Source organism: Nocardia sp. CA-084685 (genome assembly GCF_050955785.1).
Taxonomy (GTDB): domain Bacteria; phylum Actinomycetota; class Actinomycetes; order Mycobacteriales; family Mycobacteriaceae; genus Nocardia.
The window spans coordinates 7,953,158-7,969,285 of record NZ_CP192094.1; the positions used below are offsets into that span (position 1 = coordinate 7,953,158).

General features: G+C 65.4%; 13 protein-coding genes. 3 read left to right on the forward strand and 10 right to left on the reverse strand.

Translation table 11 applies throughout. From position 1 onward, the window contains the following. Nucleotides 1–54 precede the first annotated feature (54 nt). The 5 genes from ACQP2U_RS35455 to ACQP2U_RS35475 all read right to left on the reverse strand — a co-directional run bounded on the left by ACQP2U_RS35455 (nucleotide 55) and on the right by ACQP2U_RS35475 (nucleotide 6,927). Nucleotides 55–996 (reverse strand): proline dehydrogenase family protein, encoded by a 942-nt coding sequence (locus ACQP2U_RS35455; protein ID WP_433711503.1) that lies wholly within the window; start codon nucleotides 994–996, stop codon nucleotides 55–57. Next, the gene (gene pruA, locus ACQP2U_RS35460) at nucleotides 993–2,630 is read right to left on the reverse strand and encodes an L-glutamate gamma-semialdehyde dehydrogenase (protein WP_433711504.1); all 1,638 of its coding nucleotides are present in this window, start codon (nucleotides 2,628–2,630) and stop codon (nucleotides 993–995) included. The genes ACQP2U_RS35455 and pruA overlap by 4 nt, the downstream gene beginning before the upstream one ends. A 50-nt stretch (nucleotides 2,631–2,680) precedes the next feature. Then, a complete protein-coding gene (dapC, locus tag ACQP2U_RS35465; RefSeq protein ID WP_433716688.1) occupies nucleotides 2,681–3,784 on the reverse strand; it encodes a succinyldiaminopimelate transaminase in 1,104 nt (367 codons plus the stop codon). Between the two features lie 25 nt (nucleotides 3,785–3,809). Further along, complete coding sequence (gene fdxA / locus ACQP2U_RS35470) at nucleotides 3,810–4,133, reverse strand: ferredoxin (RefSeq protein WP_040695137.1); 324 nt, start codon at nucleotides 4,131–4,133, stop codon at nucleotides 3,810–3,812. A gap of 190 nt (nucleotides 4,134–4,323) precedes the next feature. Beyond that, nucleotides 4,324–6,927 carry a bifunctional FO biosynthesis protein CofGH gene (locus tag ACQP2U_RS35475; RefSeq protein ID WP_433711505.1) on the reverse strand — a complete coding sequence of 868 codons (2,604 nt, stop codon included), beginning with the start codon at nucleotides 6,925–6,927 and terminating at the stop codon, nucleotides 4,324–4,326. Nucleotides 6,928–7,091: 164 nt separating this feature from the next. On the opposite strand from ACQP2U_RS35475, the gene ACQP2U_RS35480 reads away from it, so the two are divergent. The 3 genes from ACQP2U_RS35480 to ACQP2U_RS35490 all read left to right on the forward strand — a co-directional run bounded on the left by ACQP2U_RS35480 (nucleotide 7,092) and on the right by ACQP2U_RS35490 (nucleotide 11,279). Beyond that, nucleotides 7,092–7,589: a PH domain-containing protein gene (locus ACQP2U_RS35480; protein WP_433711506.1), complete on the forward strand. Its 498-nt coding sequence runs from the start codon at nucleotides 7,092–7,094 to the stop codon at nucleotides 7,587–7,589. Between the two features lie 59 nt (nucleotides 7,590–7,648). Then, complete coding sequence (locus tag ACQP2U_RS35485) at nucleotides 7,649–9,184, forward strand: PH domain-containing protein (RefSeq protein WP_433716689.1); 1,536 nt, start codon at nucleotides 7,649–7,651, stop codon at nucleotides 9,182–9,184. A 256-nt stretch (nucleotides 9,185–9,440) separates the two neighbouring features. Further along, nucleotides 9,441–11,279 carry an APC family permease gene (locus tag ACQP2U_RS35490; RefSeq protein ID WP_433716690.1) on the forward strand — a complete coding sequence of 613 codons (1,839 nt, stop codon included), beginning with the start codon at nucleotides 9,441–9,443 and terminating at the stop codon, nucleotides 11,277–11,279. Between the two features lie 47 nt (nucleotides 11,280–11,326). Here the strand turns inward: ACQP2U_RS35490 and ACQP2U_RS35495 are convergent, their stop codons facing one another. From ACQP2U_RS35495 to ACQP2U_RS35515, 5 genes are all read right to left on the reverse strand, one after another. Then, nucleotides 11,327–11,746: a hypothetical protein gene (locus ACQP2U_RS35495; protein WP_433711507.1), complete on the reverse strand. Its 420-nt coding sequence runs from the start codon at nucleotides 11,744–11,746 to the stop codon at nucleotides 11,327–11,329. Then, the gene (locus ACQP2U_RS35500) at nucleotides 11,743–11,901 is read right to left on the reverse strand and encodes a hypothetical protein (protein ID WP_169338103.1); all 159 of its coding nucleotides are present in this window, start codon (nucleotides 11,899–11,901) and stop codon (nucleotides 11,743–11,745) included. Before ACQP2U_RS35500 ends, ACQP2U_RS35495 begins: the two co-directional genes overlap by 4 nt. 20 nt (nucleotides 11,902–11,921) lie before the next feature. Beyond that, the gene (locus ACQP2U_RS35505) at nucleotides 11,922–13,388 is read right to left on the reverse strand and encodes an amino acid permease (RefSeq protein ID WP_433711508.1); all 1,467 of its coding nucleotides are present in this window, start codon (nucleotides 13,386–13,388) and stop codon (nucleotides 11,922–11,924) included. 90 nt (nucleotides 13,389–13,478) lie between these two features. Then, nucleotides 13,479–14,357, reverse strand: a complete 879-nt coding sequence (gene mshB / locus ACQP2U_RS35510; RefSeq protein WP_433711509.1) for an N-acetyl-1-D-myo-inositol-2-amino-2-deoxy-alpha-D-glucopyranoside deacetylase — start codon at nucleotides 14,355–14,357, stop codon at nucleotides 13,479–13,481. Next, complete coding sequence (locus ACQP2U_RS35515; RefSeq protein ID WP_433716691.1) at nucleotides 14,354–16,078, reverse strand: ABC transporter family substrate-binding protein; 1,725 nt, start codon at nucleotides 16,076–16,078, stop codon at nucleotides 14,354–14,356. The genes mshB and ACQP2U_RS35515 overlap by 4 nt, the downstream gene beginning before the upstream one ends. Nucleotides 16,079–16,128 lie beyond the last annotated feature (50 nt).

The following is a 16,128-nucleotide window of genomic DNA, read 5'->3' on the forward strand; positions in this document are numbered from 1 at the left end:
GGCTCCGCCGGCTGCCATCCCCCTGTGCTCACCCACCCCGCCGGCTGCCATCTCCTAGGACTTGCCGACCAGTGCACGCAGAAAGAATGTGAGGTTGGCCGGGCGTTCGGCGAGGCGGCGAGTCAGGTAGCCGTACCACTGGCCGCCATAGGGCACATAGACCCGCATGGCATTGCCCGCGGCGGCCAGTCGCAACTGCTCGGGATCGCGGATGCCGTAGAGCATCTGGTACTCGAATCGCGCTGGACCACGGCCGGTTCCGGCGGCCAGCTGTTCGGCGGCGAAGATGAGCACCGGATCGTGAGTGGCCGCCATCGGGTAGCCGTCACCGCGCATCAGGATCTCCAAACAACGCAGGTAGGAATCGGTCACCTCGGCGCGGCGCTGGTAGGCGACGGTATGCGATTCCCGATATGCGCCCTTACACAAGCGAATTCGCGCTCCGGACAACTCGCGACAGTCCGCCTCGGTCCGATGTAGATAGGCCTGCAAAACCGCACCGAGCCAGGGGAATTCGGCGCGCAACTCGCGGACCGTAGTCAGCGTGGCCTCGGTGGTTGTGTGCTCCTCCGCATCAACGGTGACCCACACTCCGGCCTGGGCCGCCTTGGTGCACACAATGCGCAGGTTCTCAGCGGCGATGGCCGGGCCGTCGACGGGAAGCGCTTGGCCGAGCGCGGACAGCTTCACCGATACCTCCGTGCGCGCCACGGCATCTCGGAAGCCGTTCCATGCCGCCAGATCATTGATCAGCGAAAGATATTCGGCCACCGTGGCGTCGGCCTGTGCCCGATCGGTGGTGTTCTCCCCGAGGAAGTCGACGCTGATCAGCCGACGGCTCGCGAGCAGCTCCCGCGCCACCGGAATCAACTCGTCGCGGTCCTCACCGGCCACGAAGCGCCGGACGATCTGCGCTGTGATCGGCGTCCCGGTCAGGATGCGCTTCATCCGCGGTGAGGCGGAGGCCGCGAGTATGACCGGCCGCAATGGATTCATTCCGACGCCATGTGCGGATACCGGTAATCACCCGGCGGCACGAAGGTTTCCTTGATCGTGCGTGGCGCGACCCAGCGCAGCAGGTTCAGCGGCGAACCCGCCTTATCGTCGGTGCCCGAGGCGCGCGCACCGCCGAAGGGCTGCTGACCGACGACCGCGCCGGTCGGCTTGTCATTGATGTAGAAGTTGCCCGCGGCGAATCGCAGGGCGGCCGAAGCCTGTTCGACGGCCTTGCGGTCCTGGGCGAAGATCGCACCGGTCAGCGCGTAGGGTGCCGCCCGCTCCACCTCGGCCAATATCGCCGCATAGGAGCCGGGTTCGGCATCGTCGTAGACGTGCACCGCGAGGATGGGACCGAAATATTCGGTGGCGAAGGCGTCGTTGCGGGGGTCGTCCACCACCAGCACCGTGGGTCGGACGAACCAACCCTCGCTGTCGTCGTATTCGCCGCCCGCCGGGATGGCGATACCCGCCGACTTTGCGCGTTCGATGGCGGCCACATTCTTGTCGTAGGCACGCTGATCGATCAGTGCCCCTCCGAAATTCGTCAGATCCGCGACATCACCGTAGCTGAGTTCGCGAGTCAGTTGCAGGAAGTCGTCACCGATCGTCCGCCAGACCGAACGTGCGATATAGGCGCGCGAAGCCGCCGAACATTTCTGGCCTTGATATTCGTAGGCTCCGCGAATCAGCGCGGTACGCAATGCATCCGGATCTGCGGACGGGTGCGCGACGATGAAGTCCTTACCGCCCGTCTCCCCGACCAAGCGCGGATAGCCACGGTAGCGACCGATATTCGCGCCGACCTGGGACCACAGAAACTGAAATGTCTTGGTGGAGCCGGTGAAATGGATCCCCGCCAGTCGCGGATCGACGAGCGCGACCTCCGACAGTTCGACACCGTCGCCGGTCACCATATTGATGACGCCCGGCGGCAGTCCGGCCGCCTCCAGCAGCCACATCGTGTAGAAGGCTGCGAGCGTCTGCGTCGGCGCGGGCTTCCATACAACGGTATTACCCATCAGCGCGGGCGCGGTCGGGAGATTGCCCGCGATGGCGGTGAAGTTGAACGGTGTGATGGCGTAGACGAAACCCTCCAGCGGGCGATAGTCCATCTGGTTCCACACACCGGCGCTCGACTGCGGCTGCTGCTGCAGAATCTGGCGCGCGAAGGCGACATTGAAGCGCCAGAAGTCGACCAATTCGCACGGCGCATCGATTTCGGCCTGCTGGACCGTTTTGGATTGACCGAGCATAGTCGCCGCGGCGACCGTCTCCCGCCATGGCCCGGCCAACAAGTCCGCCGCACGCAGGAAGACGGCCGCCCGCTCGTCGAACGAGGTGCTGCGCCAGCCCGGTGCCGCCGCGAGCGCGGCATCGATGGCACCGTGGGCTTCCGAATGCGTGGTGTCGGTATAGGTGCCGAGCACATGCCGATATCGGTGCGGGGCGACAATGTCGTGCCGAGCCCCGATACCCGGCCGGTGTTTGCCGCCGATGACCAGCGGAACGTCGATGGGTTCGGCTGCGATCTCGGTGAGCTCGGTGATCAGCAGTTCCCGCTCAGGGCTACCCGGCGCGTAGGAATGCACCGGCTCGTTGCTGGGGACAGGGACTACCGTGACAGCGTCCATACCCCAAGGCTATCGCCGTTTCCGGTCATCGGGCACGACTGCGGGACGTGTCAGCTCAGGCGTTGCGCCGCGGCCTCGATGCGTTCATCGGAGGCGGTCATGGCGATGCGCACGTACTCCCCCGCGCCCGGTCCATAGAAGTCGCCCGGTGCGGCGAGGATGCCGCGCTCGGCCAACCAGTCCAGGGTGGTGCGGCACGGTTCGCCCCTGGTGCACCACAGATACAGGCCCGCCTCGGAGTGATCGATGCGGAAACCTGCTTGCTGCAAGGCCTTTCGCAGCACCTCGCGGCGCGCACGGTAGCGCTCACGCTGCGCCGCCTCGTGGGCGTCGTCATCGAGTGCGGCGGCCATGGCCGCCTGGATCGGGAACGGGACCATCATGCCGGAGTGCTTGCGCACCTCGAGCAGTTCCGCGACGAGTTCGGCATCGCCCGCCACGAATCCGGCGCGGTAGCTGGCCAGGTTGGAGGTCTTCGACAGCGAGTGCACCGCGAGCAGACCGGTGTGGTTGCCGTCGCATACCTCCGGATCGAGGACCGAGACGGCTCGACCCTCCCAGGCCAAGCCCAGATAGCACTCGTCGGAGGCCACGACAGCGCCGCGCTCACGCGCGAACTGCACCACTTTGCGCAGATGCTCGACACCGAGCACCTTCCCCGTCGGATTCGACGGGGAATTCACATAGATAAGGGCAGGTGATTGCGGACCCAACTGGGTCAGCCCGTCCGCTCGCGCCACCCTGCTACCGGCGAGCAGCGCACCCACCTCGTAGGTCGGGTAGGCGACCTCCGGGATGACCACCAGATCGTTCGCGCCGAGGCCGAGCAGTCGCGGTAGTCCGGCGATCAGCTCCTTGGTGCCGATCACCGGCAGCACCGCGGCCGGGTCGAGTCCGGTGATCCCGTAGCGCCGCTTCAGCGCGTCTACCGCCGCGACCCGCAGTTCGGGCGTGCCATGCGTGGTCGGATAACCAGGCACCGCGGCGACCGAACTCAATGCCGCACGGATCAGCGGATCCACTGGATCAACCGGCGTGCCGACCGATAGATCGACGATCCCGTCCGGATGCGCGGCGGCCTTCGCCTTCACCGACGCAATGGTGTCCCAGGGAAAATCGGGCAGCAGAGCGCTGACCCGGCGACGCGATGACACAGTACTCACTCAGTACCTAAATTACTCATTCAGTCGCCATCGGCGGCAGCTCTTTGATGAACGGCGGGTCGTAGTCCACCTTGCCGACCTTCGTCGCACCGCCGGGCGAACCCAGCTCGTCGAAGAAGTCGACATTCGCGTTCACGTATCCGCTCCACTGGTCCGGAGTGTCGTCTTCGTAGAAGATCGCCTCCACCGGGCACACCGGCTCACATGCACCACAGTCCACGCACTCGTCCGGATGGATGTACAGCATCCGACCACCCTCGTAGATGCAGTCCACGGGGCATTCTTCGATGCATGCCTTGTCCTTCACGTCAACGCACGGTTCAGCGATGATGTACGGCACTGCCGCTCTCCTAGTCTGTCCTCACGGGGATAGTCCGCCCAGCGTCACACTAGCCCGGCAGCCCAGGTTACTCCGGGTCAGCCTGCCCTAACCAACTTCATCCCGGATGCCACTCGCTGGATATGAAATACCACTGACATCCGCGCCTTTGCGAATCGTCCGAGTGCGACGACCGGGAATCCGGTATCGCCTAGCCCACCGTCAGTGGCAGCGCCGCGGAGATCTTCCGTGGTGGCACCCCATAAGTCGTGGTGCGTTCGCGCACCGGACGGTCGATACCCTCGGCTATCTCGGCGAGCTCCGCGACGGTCTTGGCGGAACCGTGCTGCGATCCGGCCATGCGGGAGATGGTCTCCTCCATCAAGGTACCGCCCAGATCGTTGGCACCCCCGTTGAGCATCATGCGGGTGCCCGCTGTGCCGAGTTTCACCCAGCTGGTCTGGATGTTATCGATGCGGCCGTGCAACATGATCCGCGCGAGGGCATGCGCCGCCCGGTTGTCCCGGATGGTCGGGCCAGGTCGCGCGGCACCGGCCAGGTAAAGCGGTGCGCTCTGGTGCACGAACGGCAGCAGTACGAATTCGGTGAAACCGCCTGTCTCGTCCTGGATTCCGCGCAGCACCCGCAGATGTCCGACCCAGTGCTTCGGATTGTCGACGTGGCCGTACATCATCGTGGAACTCGAACGCAGGCCGACCTGATGGGCTGTAGTGATCACCTCGACCCACGCCGAGGTCGGCAGTTTCCCCTTGGTGAGGACCCAGCGCACCTCGTCGTCGAGGATTTCCGCGGCCGTGCCGGGAATCGTGTCCAGCCCGGCTTCCCGCAGCGCCACCAGCCAGTCGCGGATGCTCTGGCCGCCGCGAGAGGCACCGTTCACGATCTCCATCGGGCTGAACGCGTGCACATGCATCGATGGCACCCGCTGTTTGATCGCGCGCACCAGATCGGCATAGCCGGTGACCGGGAGGTCCGGATCGATACCGCCCTGCATGCATATTTCGGTCGCGCCGTCGACATGTGCCTCCCAGGCACGATCGGCGACCTCGTCCATGCTCAGGGTGAAGGCGTCGGCATCGCCCTTGCGCTGGGCGAACGCGCAGAAGCGGCAGCCGGTGTAGCAGATATTGGTGAAGTTGATATTCCGGTTCACCACGTAGGTGACATCGTCGCCGTTGACGTCGCGGCGCAGTTGGTCGGCGAGTGCGGCCACCGCCTCCAGTGCTGGCCCGTCGGCCGTTGCCAATGCGAGGTATTCGGCGTCGGTGAGCCCGGCCGGATCGTTTTCGGCGGCGCGCAGGGCGGCAAGCACATCGGAATCGAGCCGCTCGGGGGCCGCGACGGCGAGGTCACGAGCCTGTTCACGAATGGTGTCCCAGTCGCCGAAGGCCCCAACGACATCCTGGCCGAGTGCGGAATCGCTGCGGCTGTCGGTATTTCGGCCCTCGGTATCGATCGAGGTATTCAGGTCGGTGCGGCCCGCGGATTCCCACGACTCGTCCGGTTCCTGCCAGGGCAGGCCGACCGGAATCGCATCCGGATTCGCAAGACCGGTCTTCGGATCGGTGAGCGCGGCGACGTGTGCGCCGATGCGCGGATCGACCCACGGGTTGCCCGCGCGCACGTACTTCGGGTGCGCCGAGGTGCGTTCGACGAGTTGGTAGCCCGCGGCCTCGGTGATTTCGCGCAGGGTATCGAGGTTCGGCCATGGCCGTTCCGGATTCACGTGATCGGGGGTGACCGGCGAGACGCCGCCCCAGTCATCGATGCCCGCATCGATCAGAGCCTGGCATTCCTCGTGCGACACCAGATTCGGCGGCGCCTGCACCGGAACGTCGGGGCCGAGCAGCAGCCGGGTGACCGCGATGGTGGCCCGGAACTCCTCGATACCGGCATCGGGAACATCGCGCATGGCAGTGTCGTCCTTGGCGCGGAAGTTCTGGATGATCACTTCCTGAATATGCCCGAATGCCTTGTGCTGCTTGCGAATCGCCATGATCGACTCGGCACGTTCGGTCAGCGTTTCGCCGATGCCGACCAGGATGCCGGTGGTGTAGGGCACCGAGAGCCGACCGGCGTCGGTAATCGCGCGCAGCCGAACCGCCGGATCCTTATCCGGACTTCCGTAGTGGCAGTTGCCCTTTTCCGTGAACAGCCGGGTGGCGGTGGTCTCGAGCATCATGCCCATGGACTGCGCCACCGGCTTGAGGCGCGAGATTTCCTCCCAGCTCATGACGCCCGGATTCAGATGCGGCAGCAGACCGGTCTCCTCGAGCACCATGATCGAGACGGCGCGCAGGTAGTCCAGCGTGGAGTCGTAGCCGCGTTCGTCGAGCCACTGCGCGGCCTCCGGCCAACGGTCCTCGGGCCGATCACCGAGGGTGAACAGGGCCTCCTTGCAGCCGAGCTCGGCACCGCGACGCGCGATCTCGAGTACCTCGTCGGGCTCCAGGAACATGCCCTTGCCCTCGGCGCGCAACTTGCCCGGCACCGTGACGAAGGTGCAGTAGTGGCATTTATCCCGGCAAAGCTTGGTCAGCGGGATGAAGACATTGCGCGAATAGCTGATGGTCTTCGGCCGACCCGCCGATTCCAATCCGGCATCACGCACCCTGGCGGCGCTGCGACACAGGTCGACGAGGTCAGCGCCCCGTGCGTGCAGCAGTACGGCCGCCTCGTCCACATTCAGTGTCACACCGTCGCGGGCCCGCCGCAGCGCACGGCGCATGGCCGACGGCGCTGGCGGTGCGGGCGGGACACTCGGGGTCGCTAGCTCGGTCACGCCCTCGATCATGCGCTACACATCCTGGGCTGTCTCCCTCCAGTGCTTGTGAGGGGTGATAACTGTGGGGTTTCACGCAGTATTCCGGATGGTTGGTGCGAATTATTCCCATGCAGGTAGGTGGGTTGCGGCGCAGGACGGAGACGGTCGCGCCGGGACGTGCAACCATGGCAAGCATGTCGCAGCCGCGCACGATCATGGCCGATCCGGCCTGGCGTCCGAGCACCAAGGCCAAGCTCCTGTGGACCATTCAAGCCGCGATCGGGTGGGTGATTCCGCTCGTGGCACTGATCTTGTGGATGGTCGTCGACTCCGAGCACCGTGGTCTGCAGTTGGTGGGGTTCGCGGTGGCGCTAGTGTTCGCGGCGGTGAGCATCGGGGTGATGCCGCTGTGGCGGTATGCGGTGCATCGGTGGGAAGTGACCGACGACGCGGTGTACACCAGGGTCGGGTGGTTGACGGTGGAGAGCCGGGTCGCGCCCATCTCCCGGGTGCAGACCGTTGATACCGAGCGCGGGCCGCTGGAGCGAATGCTCGGGCTGGCGACGGTGACCGTGACGACGGCGTCCTCGGCCGGTGCGGTGCGGATCTCCGAGCTCGATCTGCCGGTCGCCGAACAGACCGTCACCCGGTTGACCGAGATCGCCGCATTGCACCGCGGGGATGCGACGTGAGTACCTACCTACCGCTCGCGCCGGAGACCGAGCAGCCGTGGTTGCGGCTGGATAAGCGAATGTTGTTGGTACATCCGGTCAACGAGGTCGTGAAGTTCATTCCGGTGCTCATCGGGTCGGTGATCCTGGGCACCAATACCGGTAATCCGCTATGGGGGCTCATCGTCTTGGCGGCGATCGTCGGGTTCGCGCTGACGCGCTGGTTCACCACTACCTACCGGGTCGGGACGACGGATGTCGAGTTGCGGACCGGGTTGATTCAGCGCAAAAAACTGTCGGTACCTCGGTCAAGGATTCGGTCGGTCGATATCGAGGCGGATTTGTTGCACCGGATTCTCGGGCTCGCGGTGTTGGCGATCGGGACCGGGCAGCACGCGGATTCGAGTGAGAAATTCAAGCTCGATGCGTTGGATGCGGATGTCGTGCCTCGGTTGCGGGCTGTGTTGCTCGCCCATACCGCTGGTTCGCCGGAATCCACTGCTGAACAACAGGTTCCGAGCCTGCGGAAAGACCTGCCGGTGTCCGGGAACGCGCGGGAAATCGGTCATTGGCAAGCGAGCTGGGTGCGCTACGCGCCGCTGTCGCTGACCGGATTCGCCATCATCGCACCCATTGTCGGATTGGCATTCCAGTACGGGTTCGACCAGATCGTGTTCAGTTCGGAGGCAGTGCACAGCATCGAGGATGGCAGTGCGGTCCGCATCGTCGTCGCCATCGTGCTGCTGGTCGTCGCGATCGTGGTGATTGTCAGTCTCGCGGCCTGTGCGCGTTATCTGACAACGTATTTCCGACTGCGGGTGCTCGATAACGACCGCACGCTGCATCTGCGCCACGGACTGTTCACGACCAGACAGATCACGCTGGATCTGGCCCGATTCCGCGGCGCGACCGTCAACGAGCCGCTGCTGCTCCGCATCGCCGGTGCCGCCGAACTCGAAGCCATCATGACGGGTCAGAGCCCGCGTCAGAAGATCCTGCCCCAGGCACCGCGCTCCGCGATCGAACGCACTCTCGCGGAATTACTCGCACCCAGGGCCGTCCGGCGCCCCGGTGCCGCCAACGAACTTTCGAGGCTCGGAGATTCAGCGCGGGAGCCCACCGTGGGCCGCGCGCACGCGACGGTGAGCACCGTAGCGCTGATCGCGCACGGGCCGGTCGCACGCCGCCGTCGATACACTCGCGCGCTCAGCCCGATCGCGATCATCGCGGTCGTTATGCTGATCAATTCCCTTGCTGGAGAATATTTTTCACCATGGTTGTGGCTGCTCCCCGCGCTCGCGGCACTGATCGCGGCCGCACTGGCAACCGACCGTTACCGAGGACTCGGCCACGCCGTTCTGCCCGCCACCGACGACAGCCCGGCCTGGCTCATCACCCGATCCGGCTCACTGGATCGCGACCGCGACTGCCTCGAGGCCCCCGGCATCATCGGTTGGACTGTCCGCCAATCCTTTTGGCAGCGCCGCTCCGGCATCGCCACCGTGGTCGCCGCCACCGCGGCCGGTAAGAAGCGCTACCTCGTCGTCGATATACCGCTCGACCAGGCCTGGGACCTCATCGAATCGGCAACCCCCGGCCGTCTCGGTCGCCGCTGATACCTGGTCACTCTCGCCAATCGAGTTCACGCATACCCAGCTACAGCGCCGGAGTCAGCGTGCGGCAGGCCGAGAGCGTCGGTCTGGGCATCCAGCGGCGGCGCCGTCAGCGCTTGTGGGCGCTGCGCCAGGACGGCGTGCCAGGATATGGTCCAACTGTCCGAGACCACCTCGCGCCCAGAATGGAGCGTAATCGCGCCGACTCGCGCGGTGTCGCTGACCGATTGCCAGCACCGTGCCGAGTTCAATGGTCAGCGTGGTCGAGACCCCGGTATCACGGATGCGGGAGTTACCCATCGCCGATCGCCGCATGCGGCGGCTGCAGCGCGGCGATAAGTATCGACTCACCGCAATCGGCGGTTTAGCTGCGTTATCGCTGGATGCGCTGTCGAGTGTGGCCTACGGGCCCGAGGCGATCGTGCTGGTTCTTGTCGCGGCGGGTGCGGCGGCGGTGTCGTGGACACTGCCGGTTTCGCTGGTGATCGCGGTGCTATTGCTGGTATTGGTACTGTCGTACCGGCAGGTTATCGCCGTGCATCCGGATGGCGGCGGATCCTATGCGGTGGCGAAGAAGGATCTCGGTCGCGGCGCAAGTCTGCTCGCGGCGGCGAGTCTGGTGGTGGACTATGTACTGACCGTCGCGGTGAGTCTCGCGGCCGGTGCGGCCAGTCTGGCCAGCGCGTTTCCGGTGCTGGCCGACCATCTGCTGCTGATCACGCTGAGCGGACTCGCGGTGCTCACCGTGCTCAATCTGATCGGCGTCGCCGAATCGGCGAAAGTGCTGATGGGGCCGACACTTCTGTTCATCGTCGCGATTGTCTCGGTGATCGTGGTCGGACTGTTCCGCGCGACACCGGTCGCGGTGATCGGTACCGATCCGGGGCCGATCGTGCCGTACGATTCCGTCGGAATTCTCTTGCTGCTGAAGGCATTTTCGGCCGGGTGTTCGGCGCTGACCGGTGTCGAGGCGATTGCCAATGCCGTGCCGTCTTTCCGGACGCCCGCGGTACGACGGGCCCAGCACACCGAGGTGGCGCTCGGAGTGCTGCTGTGCACGATGTTGCTCGGTTTGGCGCTGCTCATCCGCCGCCATCACGCGGTACCGCGCGGCGATGTCACCCTGCTCGCGCAACTGTCCGCGGCGGCATTCGGGACCGGCTGGCCGTTCTATGTCACCAGTCTGGCCGTCACGCTGGCGCTGTGCCTGGCCGCGAATACCAGTTTCGGCGGCCTGCCGGTGCTGCTGTCGCTGCTGGCGAAAGACCATCGGGTCGCGCACCTGTTCGCGTTGCGCTCCGAGCGCCCGGTATTCCGCTATGGCGTTGCGGCCCTTACTATTCTGGCCACTATCGTGCTGTTGGTCGTGCATGCCGAAACCCACCGTGTGCTACCGGTTTACGCGGTCGGTGTGTTCATCGGGTTCACCATCAGCCAGACCGGGCTGGTGCGACACTGGCGCGAGCAGCGTGGAGTCGGTTGGATTCCGCGCGCCATGCTCAACGGCTTCGGCGCGCTGCTAACCGCAGTCGCCGCCGTGGTCCTGTTCATCGAGAAGTTCGACGAAGGTGCGTGGCTGCTGCTGATCATTGTGCCCGCGTTGATAACGCTGTTCGCGCGCACCGAGAACTATTATCGCAGTGTGGCCGATCAGCTCAGCCTCGGCCGAATCCCTTTTCTCCCACCGCAATCCCCGGATCAGGAACCGATGCTCATCGTGGTGCCGGTGGTCGCGGTCAGTGAAGTCACCGCGCGTGCCTTGCGCACCGCCCAAGCCTTCGACGGCGAAATCGTCGCCGTCGCAGCCGAAATCGACCCGGCTGCTACTCGTCGACTCAGCGCACAATGGAAGCAGTGGGATCCGGGAGTCCCTCTCACCGTCCTCCCGAGCCCACGGCGCAGTCTCATCACCACTCTCGTCGGCTACGTCCGCGCGCAAACCCGAACCGGCCGTCAAGTGACCGTTCTGCTCGCTCAGGTAGAAGCCGCCCACTGGTATCACCGTCCCCTGCACAACCCGCGCGGCCCCGTGCTTGCCGCGACCCTGCGCGCCCGCACCGACGCCGTAATCGCCACCCTCGCCATTCGCCTCGACTGAATGCGCATTGCGGCCTTAGGGATTGCCGCGGAGTTCGGCGAATTCTGTCAGTGGCTGCTGAACAGGCCTGCGTTGCTTCGGATGTAGATATAGAGCAGCGGCGGGACCAATCCGCAGAAAAGAAGCAGCAGGGTCCGCCAGTCGCTGCCCAGCATGATATCGCCGCCGGGGCCGGTTACCGAGCAGGTCAGGAACCCGAGGGTCCAGGCGGCGATGGGGAGCATCATCGCGCTGACGCGCTGGGTTATGGAGCCGACTCCCATCACCAGGAGCACATTGATCACGCCAGCAAGCACTGCGGACAGGGGGAAGGCAACGGTGTTGATGTAGGTGGGAAGGTAGAGGACCTCCAGGGCGAGGGTGATCAGGGCGTCCAGAGTCAGGACGGCGATGATCACCGGGCCCAAGGGCAGGTTCTCATCGGCGCCGGAGGTGCGGTTCGGTGCCTTGTCGAAAATGACCCTCACGCGACCGGCGGGAAACCGAGGAGAGTGAGCAGATGGCTCTGCATATCGACGAACGCGTACAGCACCGACATGTAGAGGTCGTGCTGTTGCTGCGCCCCAGGGCGCAGGCTGTCCACGAAGGCAGCGATGGCGTTCTGCAGATCCCAGTTGTACATGATCGGAGTCTAAGCCGAAATCAGTCACCTTCAATGGGGATGTTTGCGACGACCGGGAACTCTCCGGTGTAGCCCGCACGCATCCGGGCGATCGCGAGCACCCGCTTGCGGGCGGCGAACCAGCCGATGATCAGCGCCGGGATGAGCACAGCGAGTGAGGCGACGGTCCAGGTGCCGACCGGATAGTCGACCCCGGTGAGCACCACCACGAAGAACAGGAATACCAGCGTGATCAGGCCGGTCCACGGCGCACCCCACATGCGGAACTGCGGTCGCTCGACTTTGCCCTGTTTCCACCAGCGCCACAGCTGGAGCTGGCACAGCACGATGGTGGCCCAGGACGCGATGATGCCGAGCGAGGCCATATTCAGCACGATCTCGAAGGCGCGCTCGGGCACAATGCCGTTGAGCGCGATACCGCAGAGCGCGATCAGGCTGGTCAGCATGATGCCGCCGTAGGGCACACCGTTGCGGCCCATCACTCCGGTGAACTCGGGCGCGCTACCGTTCATCGACATCGACCGCAGAATGCGCCCGGTGGAGTACAGGCCCGCATTCAGACTGGAGAAGGCGGCGGTGAGCACCACGACGTTCATGACGCTGCCGATGCCCGGCACACCGAGCATGGTGAAGAAGGTGACGAACGGGCTCTCGCCGGACTTGTAACTGGTGTAGGGCAGCAGCAATCCGAGCAGCACGAGCGAGCCGACGTAGAAGACCGCGATCCGCAGGATCACCGAATTGATCGCGCGCGGCATGATCTTCGCCGGATTCTCCGTCTCCCCCGCTGCCGTCCCCACCAATTCCACTGCGGCATAGGCGAATACGACGCCCGAGGTGACCACTACCAGCGGGAGGATCCCGGTCGGGAACAGTCCGCCGTGATCGGTGACGACACTCGGACCGGTCGCCGCACCCTTGACGGTGAATCGGCCGATCAGGAATATCGTGCCGACGATCAGGAACGCACTCAGCGCGGCCACCTTGACCAGCGCCGCCCAGAATTCCATCTCACCGAACCATTTGACCGAGACCAGATTGACCCCCAGCACGAGCACCAACGCGATGAACGCGAGCACCCACTGCGGAATATGCGTGAATCCGGCCCAGTAGTGAAAATATTGGGCAATCGCGGTGGTATCGGCGATTCCGGTCATCGACCAGTTCAGGAAGTACATCCATCCGGCAATGAATGCGGCCTTCTCACCGAAGAATTCGCGGGCATAGGAAACGAACGAACCGGACGACGGCCGGTGCAGCACCAGCTCACCGAGCGCGCGCAGAATGAAGAATACGAAGACACCGCAGACCGCGTATACCAGGAACAGCCCTGGTCCAGCACTCGCCAGCCGACCACCAGCCCCGAGGAACAGACCGGTGCCGATCGCGCCGCCGATGGCGATCATCTGCAGCTGACGCGGTTTGAGACTCTTGTGGTACCCGTGATCCTCGATGCTGAGGTGGTCTTTGTCGCCGACCGCTGTCATGAACCGCCATGTCCTTCACATCGATGTCCAAAATCACAAAGACCGTACTAGCCGTCGAAAACAGCCGCGACAGCAACCCTCAGGCAACGGCTAGAAATCAAGGCCTGCGAACAAATCGTGTTCACGCCCATCCGCACCCACCGCACCGCGTGTACCACGGACCAAGATGAAGTGCTCCTCCGGAAGCACCGGCTGCGCAACATTATTGGACAGCACGAACTCGCGCCCCGACGGCGCGACTGTGACTTGCGTGGCATGCGCCCGCAGCGCCGCCCGCTTGGCGGCCAGCGCATCGGACACATCGACGGTCGTCGTCACGGTATGGCTCGGCACGCTCGCGAGTTCCCCCGCGGCGGGCAACCGCCAACCGCGCGGCAATGCGCCGGGCAACCCCGCCACGGTGCGCCTGGCCAGCGCCTCGGTGTGCAGTCGCAACATGTCCGCATCGGTGACGGTCCAATAGAACTTCGGGGTGTCCCAGCCCTGTTCGGCCGCCGCGGTCACCGCCGCCGAAGTGACCGAATGCGCCCGAATATGGTCCGGATGCCCGTAGCCGCCGCGCGGGTCGTAGCCGATGACCACCTGGGGCCGCAGTTCGAGCACGATCGCGGTCAGCGCGTCCACCGCGGCGGCACCGGAATGCACGAAGGCCCGCGGATGCTCCGCGGCAGGGGTGCCCGCCATCCCGGAGTCGCGCCAGCGGCCGGCACCGCCGAGGAACCGCGGCGGTCCGGCCTGCAACGCGGCCAATGCGGTAGTCAGCTCCGCGATCCGGTAGCCGCCCAACTGATCGGCGTGCTCGGCGGTCAGAAGTGCCCACTCGTCGCCGATGACCTCACCCTCTTCCCCGAGCGTGCAGGTCACTACTGTCACCGGTACGCCGCGGCGGCGGTAGTGCGCGATGGTTCCCCCGGTGGTGATGGACTCGTCGTCCGGGTGGGCGTGCACGAGCAGCAGTCCACCGGTCATGGAATCCTGCGCCACATCGCCGCATCACCGAAGATGCCTACCTGAATGGCACCGCTCAACGACGCACCGTCGACCCGCGGTCCGGACGCGGCGACCACATTGTCCTGCACGATCGGCAGTACCGTCGCCAATGCCCACAGCCGCGGCTCGGCCCCGGCCAGCGCCCGGCCGACCTCCACACCGCGCAACGATTCGTCGATCGAGGGCTGCAGTCCTGGATCGCAGATGCCGGACAGATTGCTCGGCGCCTTCTTGGCCGCCTCGATGGCGGTCTGCGAATCTCCGTTGGTGGCACCGGTATCCACCGGCGGGCAGCCGTAGCGCGAGGCGAGCACGGTGGCCGGATCCGAACCGGCGACCTCCCAGCCGACAATGGCGTCCACGCCGCTCTCGGTGAGTTCCTTGCCGTAGAGGGTATCGGCCGCGAGACTGCGCACGCTGGCATCGATTCCGGCACTACGCAGTTGGTCCGCGGCGGTATTGGCGACAGCGAGCGCGGTGGCGTCACCGGTTACCGCGCCGATCCGAATCGCCAGTGCCTTACCGTTTTTCGCCACCGATCGGGGCTGCGGTGCGGGGGAGGTCGGCGACTGCACCGGCGGCGTCTCGGGAGCTCGACCATAACCGGCCTCGGCGAGCAGCGCGAACGCTTCCTCCGCGGACGGCCGCGGCGGCGCGGTCGGGGTGTACCCGGGATCCGACGGTGTCAGAATCTGCGCGCGCACCGGCTCGACCCAGCCACCGGTCTGCCCGGCGACGGTGGCCAGCAGCGTCGGATCGATCAGCGCGGTCACCCCGCGCCGCACCCGTGGATCGCTGAGATCACCACTGCGCCCATTGATTGCGAATTGCAGCTCACGCGACTGCGGCATGATCACGGTGCGCACCGACGGGATCGCCGCCAGCTGCGCCTGGGTCGCGACACCACCGTGCACCAGCGCCATCTGCGCATCGCCGGTGCGCAGCGAATCGGCCAACTGCGCCGGAGTTCCGCCGCGGCGCAATAGAATCTGATCCGGCGCGGCCGGGGTGCCCCAGTAGCGATCGTTGCGTTCGAGCAGGATCTCATCGCGGCCGCGGTCGGTCGATTTGATGCGGAAGTTGCCGCCCGACACCTGAACTCCCTCGACCAGACCGGTGGCGAAACCGCCGGGCTGGTCCTTGATCAGATGTGAGGGCAGCAGATTCGTGAACAGCTCACGCCAAGCCGGATACGCCTCGGTCATCGTGACGGTGACCGTCTTACCGCCGCCGGAGGAACTGATATCGGCGATGTGCCGATAACCAGCCGGGTCGACGACACCCGGCTGGCTGATCATCTGCTGCCACAGGAACCGGAAGTCTTCCGCGGCGATCGGCGCACCATCGGACCAGTTCGCCTGGTTGCGCAGCGTATAGGTGATGGTGAACGGTTCCTGCGCGGTCACCTCGGCCGAGACGACCAGCGCGGTATCCGGCACCCATTCGGTGGCGCCGGGCACCGCGGGATTCGGCACCGGCCGGAACGGGCTCGGCAACACCATCGAACTCACCGCGGCGGTGGCCGGTGACTGATCCGAACGCAGATGCGGATTGAACCCGATGCCGATGTCGTCGATGGCCACCACGACCGTGTTCTTGCCGGGCTTGGCCGGTGTCGTCTTCGGGCTGTCGGTGCTCTCGATCGGCGGTGGCGGATTCGCGGTGCAGCCGGCGAGCACCATAGAGGAGGCCGCCATCATGATCAGCGTCGCGCGTCGTATAGCCCCCGAGCTCACGTGCCGCACTCTAC

Excerpts from the sequence above, each read along its gene's own strand:
- ACQP2U_RS35475 (WP_433711505.1), bottom strand. The coding sequence starts at position 6,927 with ATGATCGAGGGCGTGACCGAGCTAGCGACCCCGAGTGTCCCGCCCGCA.
- ACQP2U_RS35485 (WP_433716689.1), top strand. The coding sequence starts at position 7,649 with ATGTTGTTGGTACATCCGGTCAACGAGGTCGTGAAGTTCATTCCGGTG.
- ACQP2U_RS35455 (WP_433711503.1), bottom strand. The coding sequence starts at position 996 with ATGAATCCATTGCGGCCGGTCATACTCGCGGCCTCCGCCTCACCGCGG.
- ACQP2U_RS35515 (WP_433716691.1), bottom strand. The coding sequence starts at position 16,078 with ATGATGGCGGCCTCCTCTATGGTGCTCGCCGGCTGCACCGCGAATCCG.
- mshB (WP_433711509.1), bottom strand. The coding sequence starts at position 14,357 with ATGACCGGTGGACTGCTGCTCGTGCACGCCCACCCGGACGACGAGTCC.
- ACQP2U_RS35505 (WP_433711508.1), bottom strand. The coding sequence starts at position 13,388 with ATGACAGCGGTCGGCGACAAAGACCACCTCAGCATCGAGGATCACGGG.
- pruA (WP_433711504.1), bottom strand. The coding sequence starts at position 2,630 with ATGGACGCTGTCACGGTAGTCCCTGTCCCCAGCAACGAGCCGGTGCAT.
- ACQP2U_RS35500 (WP_169338103.1), bottom strand. The coding sequence starts at position 11,901 with ATGTACAACTGGGATCTGCAGAACGCCATCGCTGCCTTCGTGGACAGC.
- ACQP2U_RS35480 (WP_433711506.1), top strand. The coding sequence starts at position 7,092 with ATGTCGCAGCCGCGCACGATCATGGCCGATCCGGCCTGGCGTCCGAGC.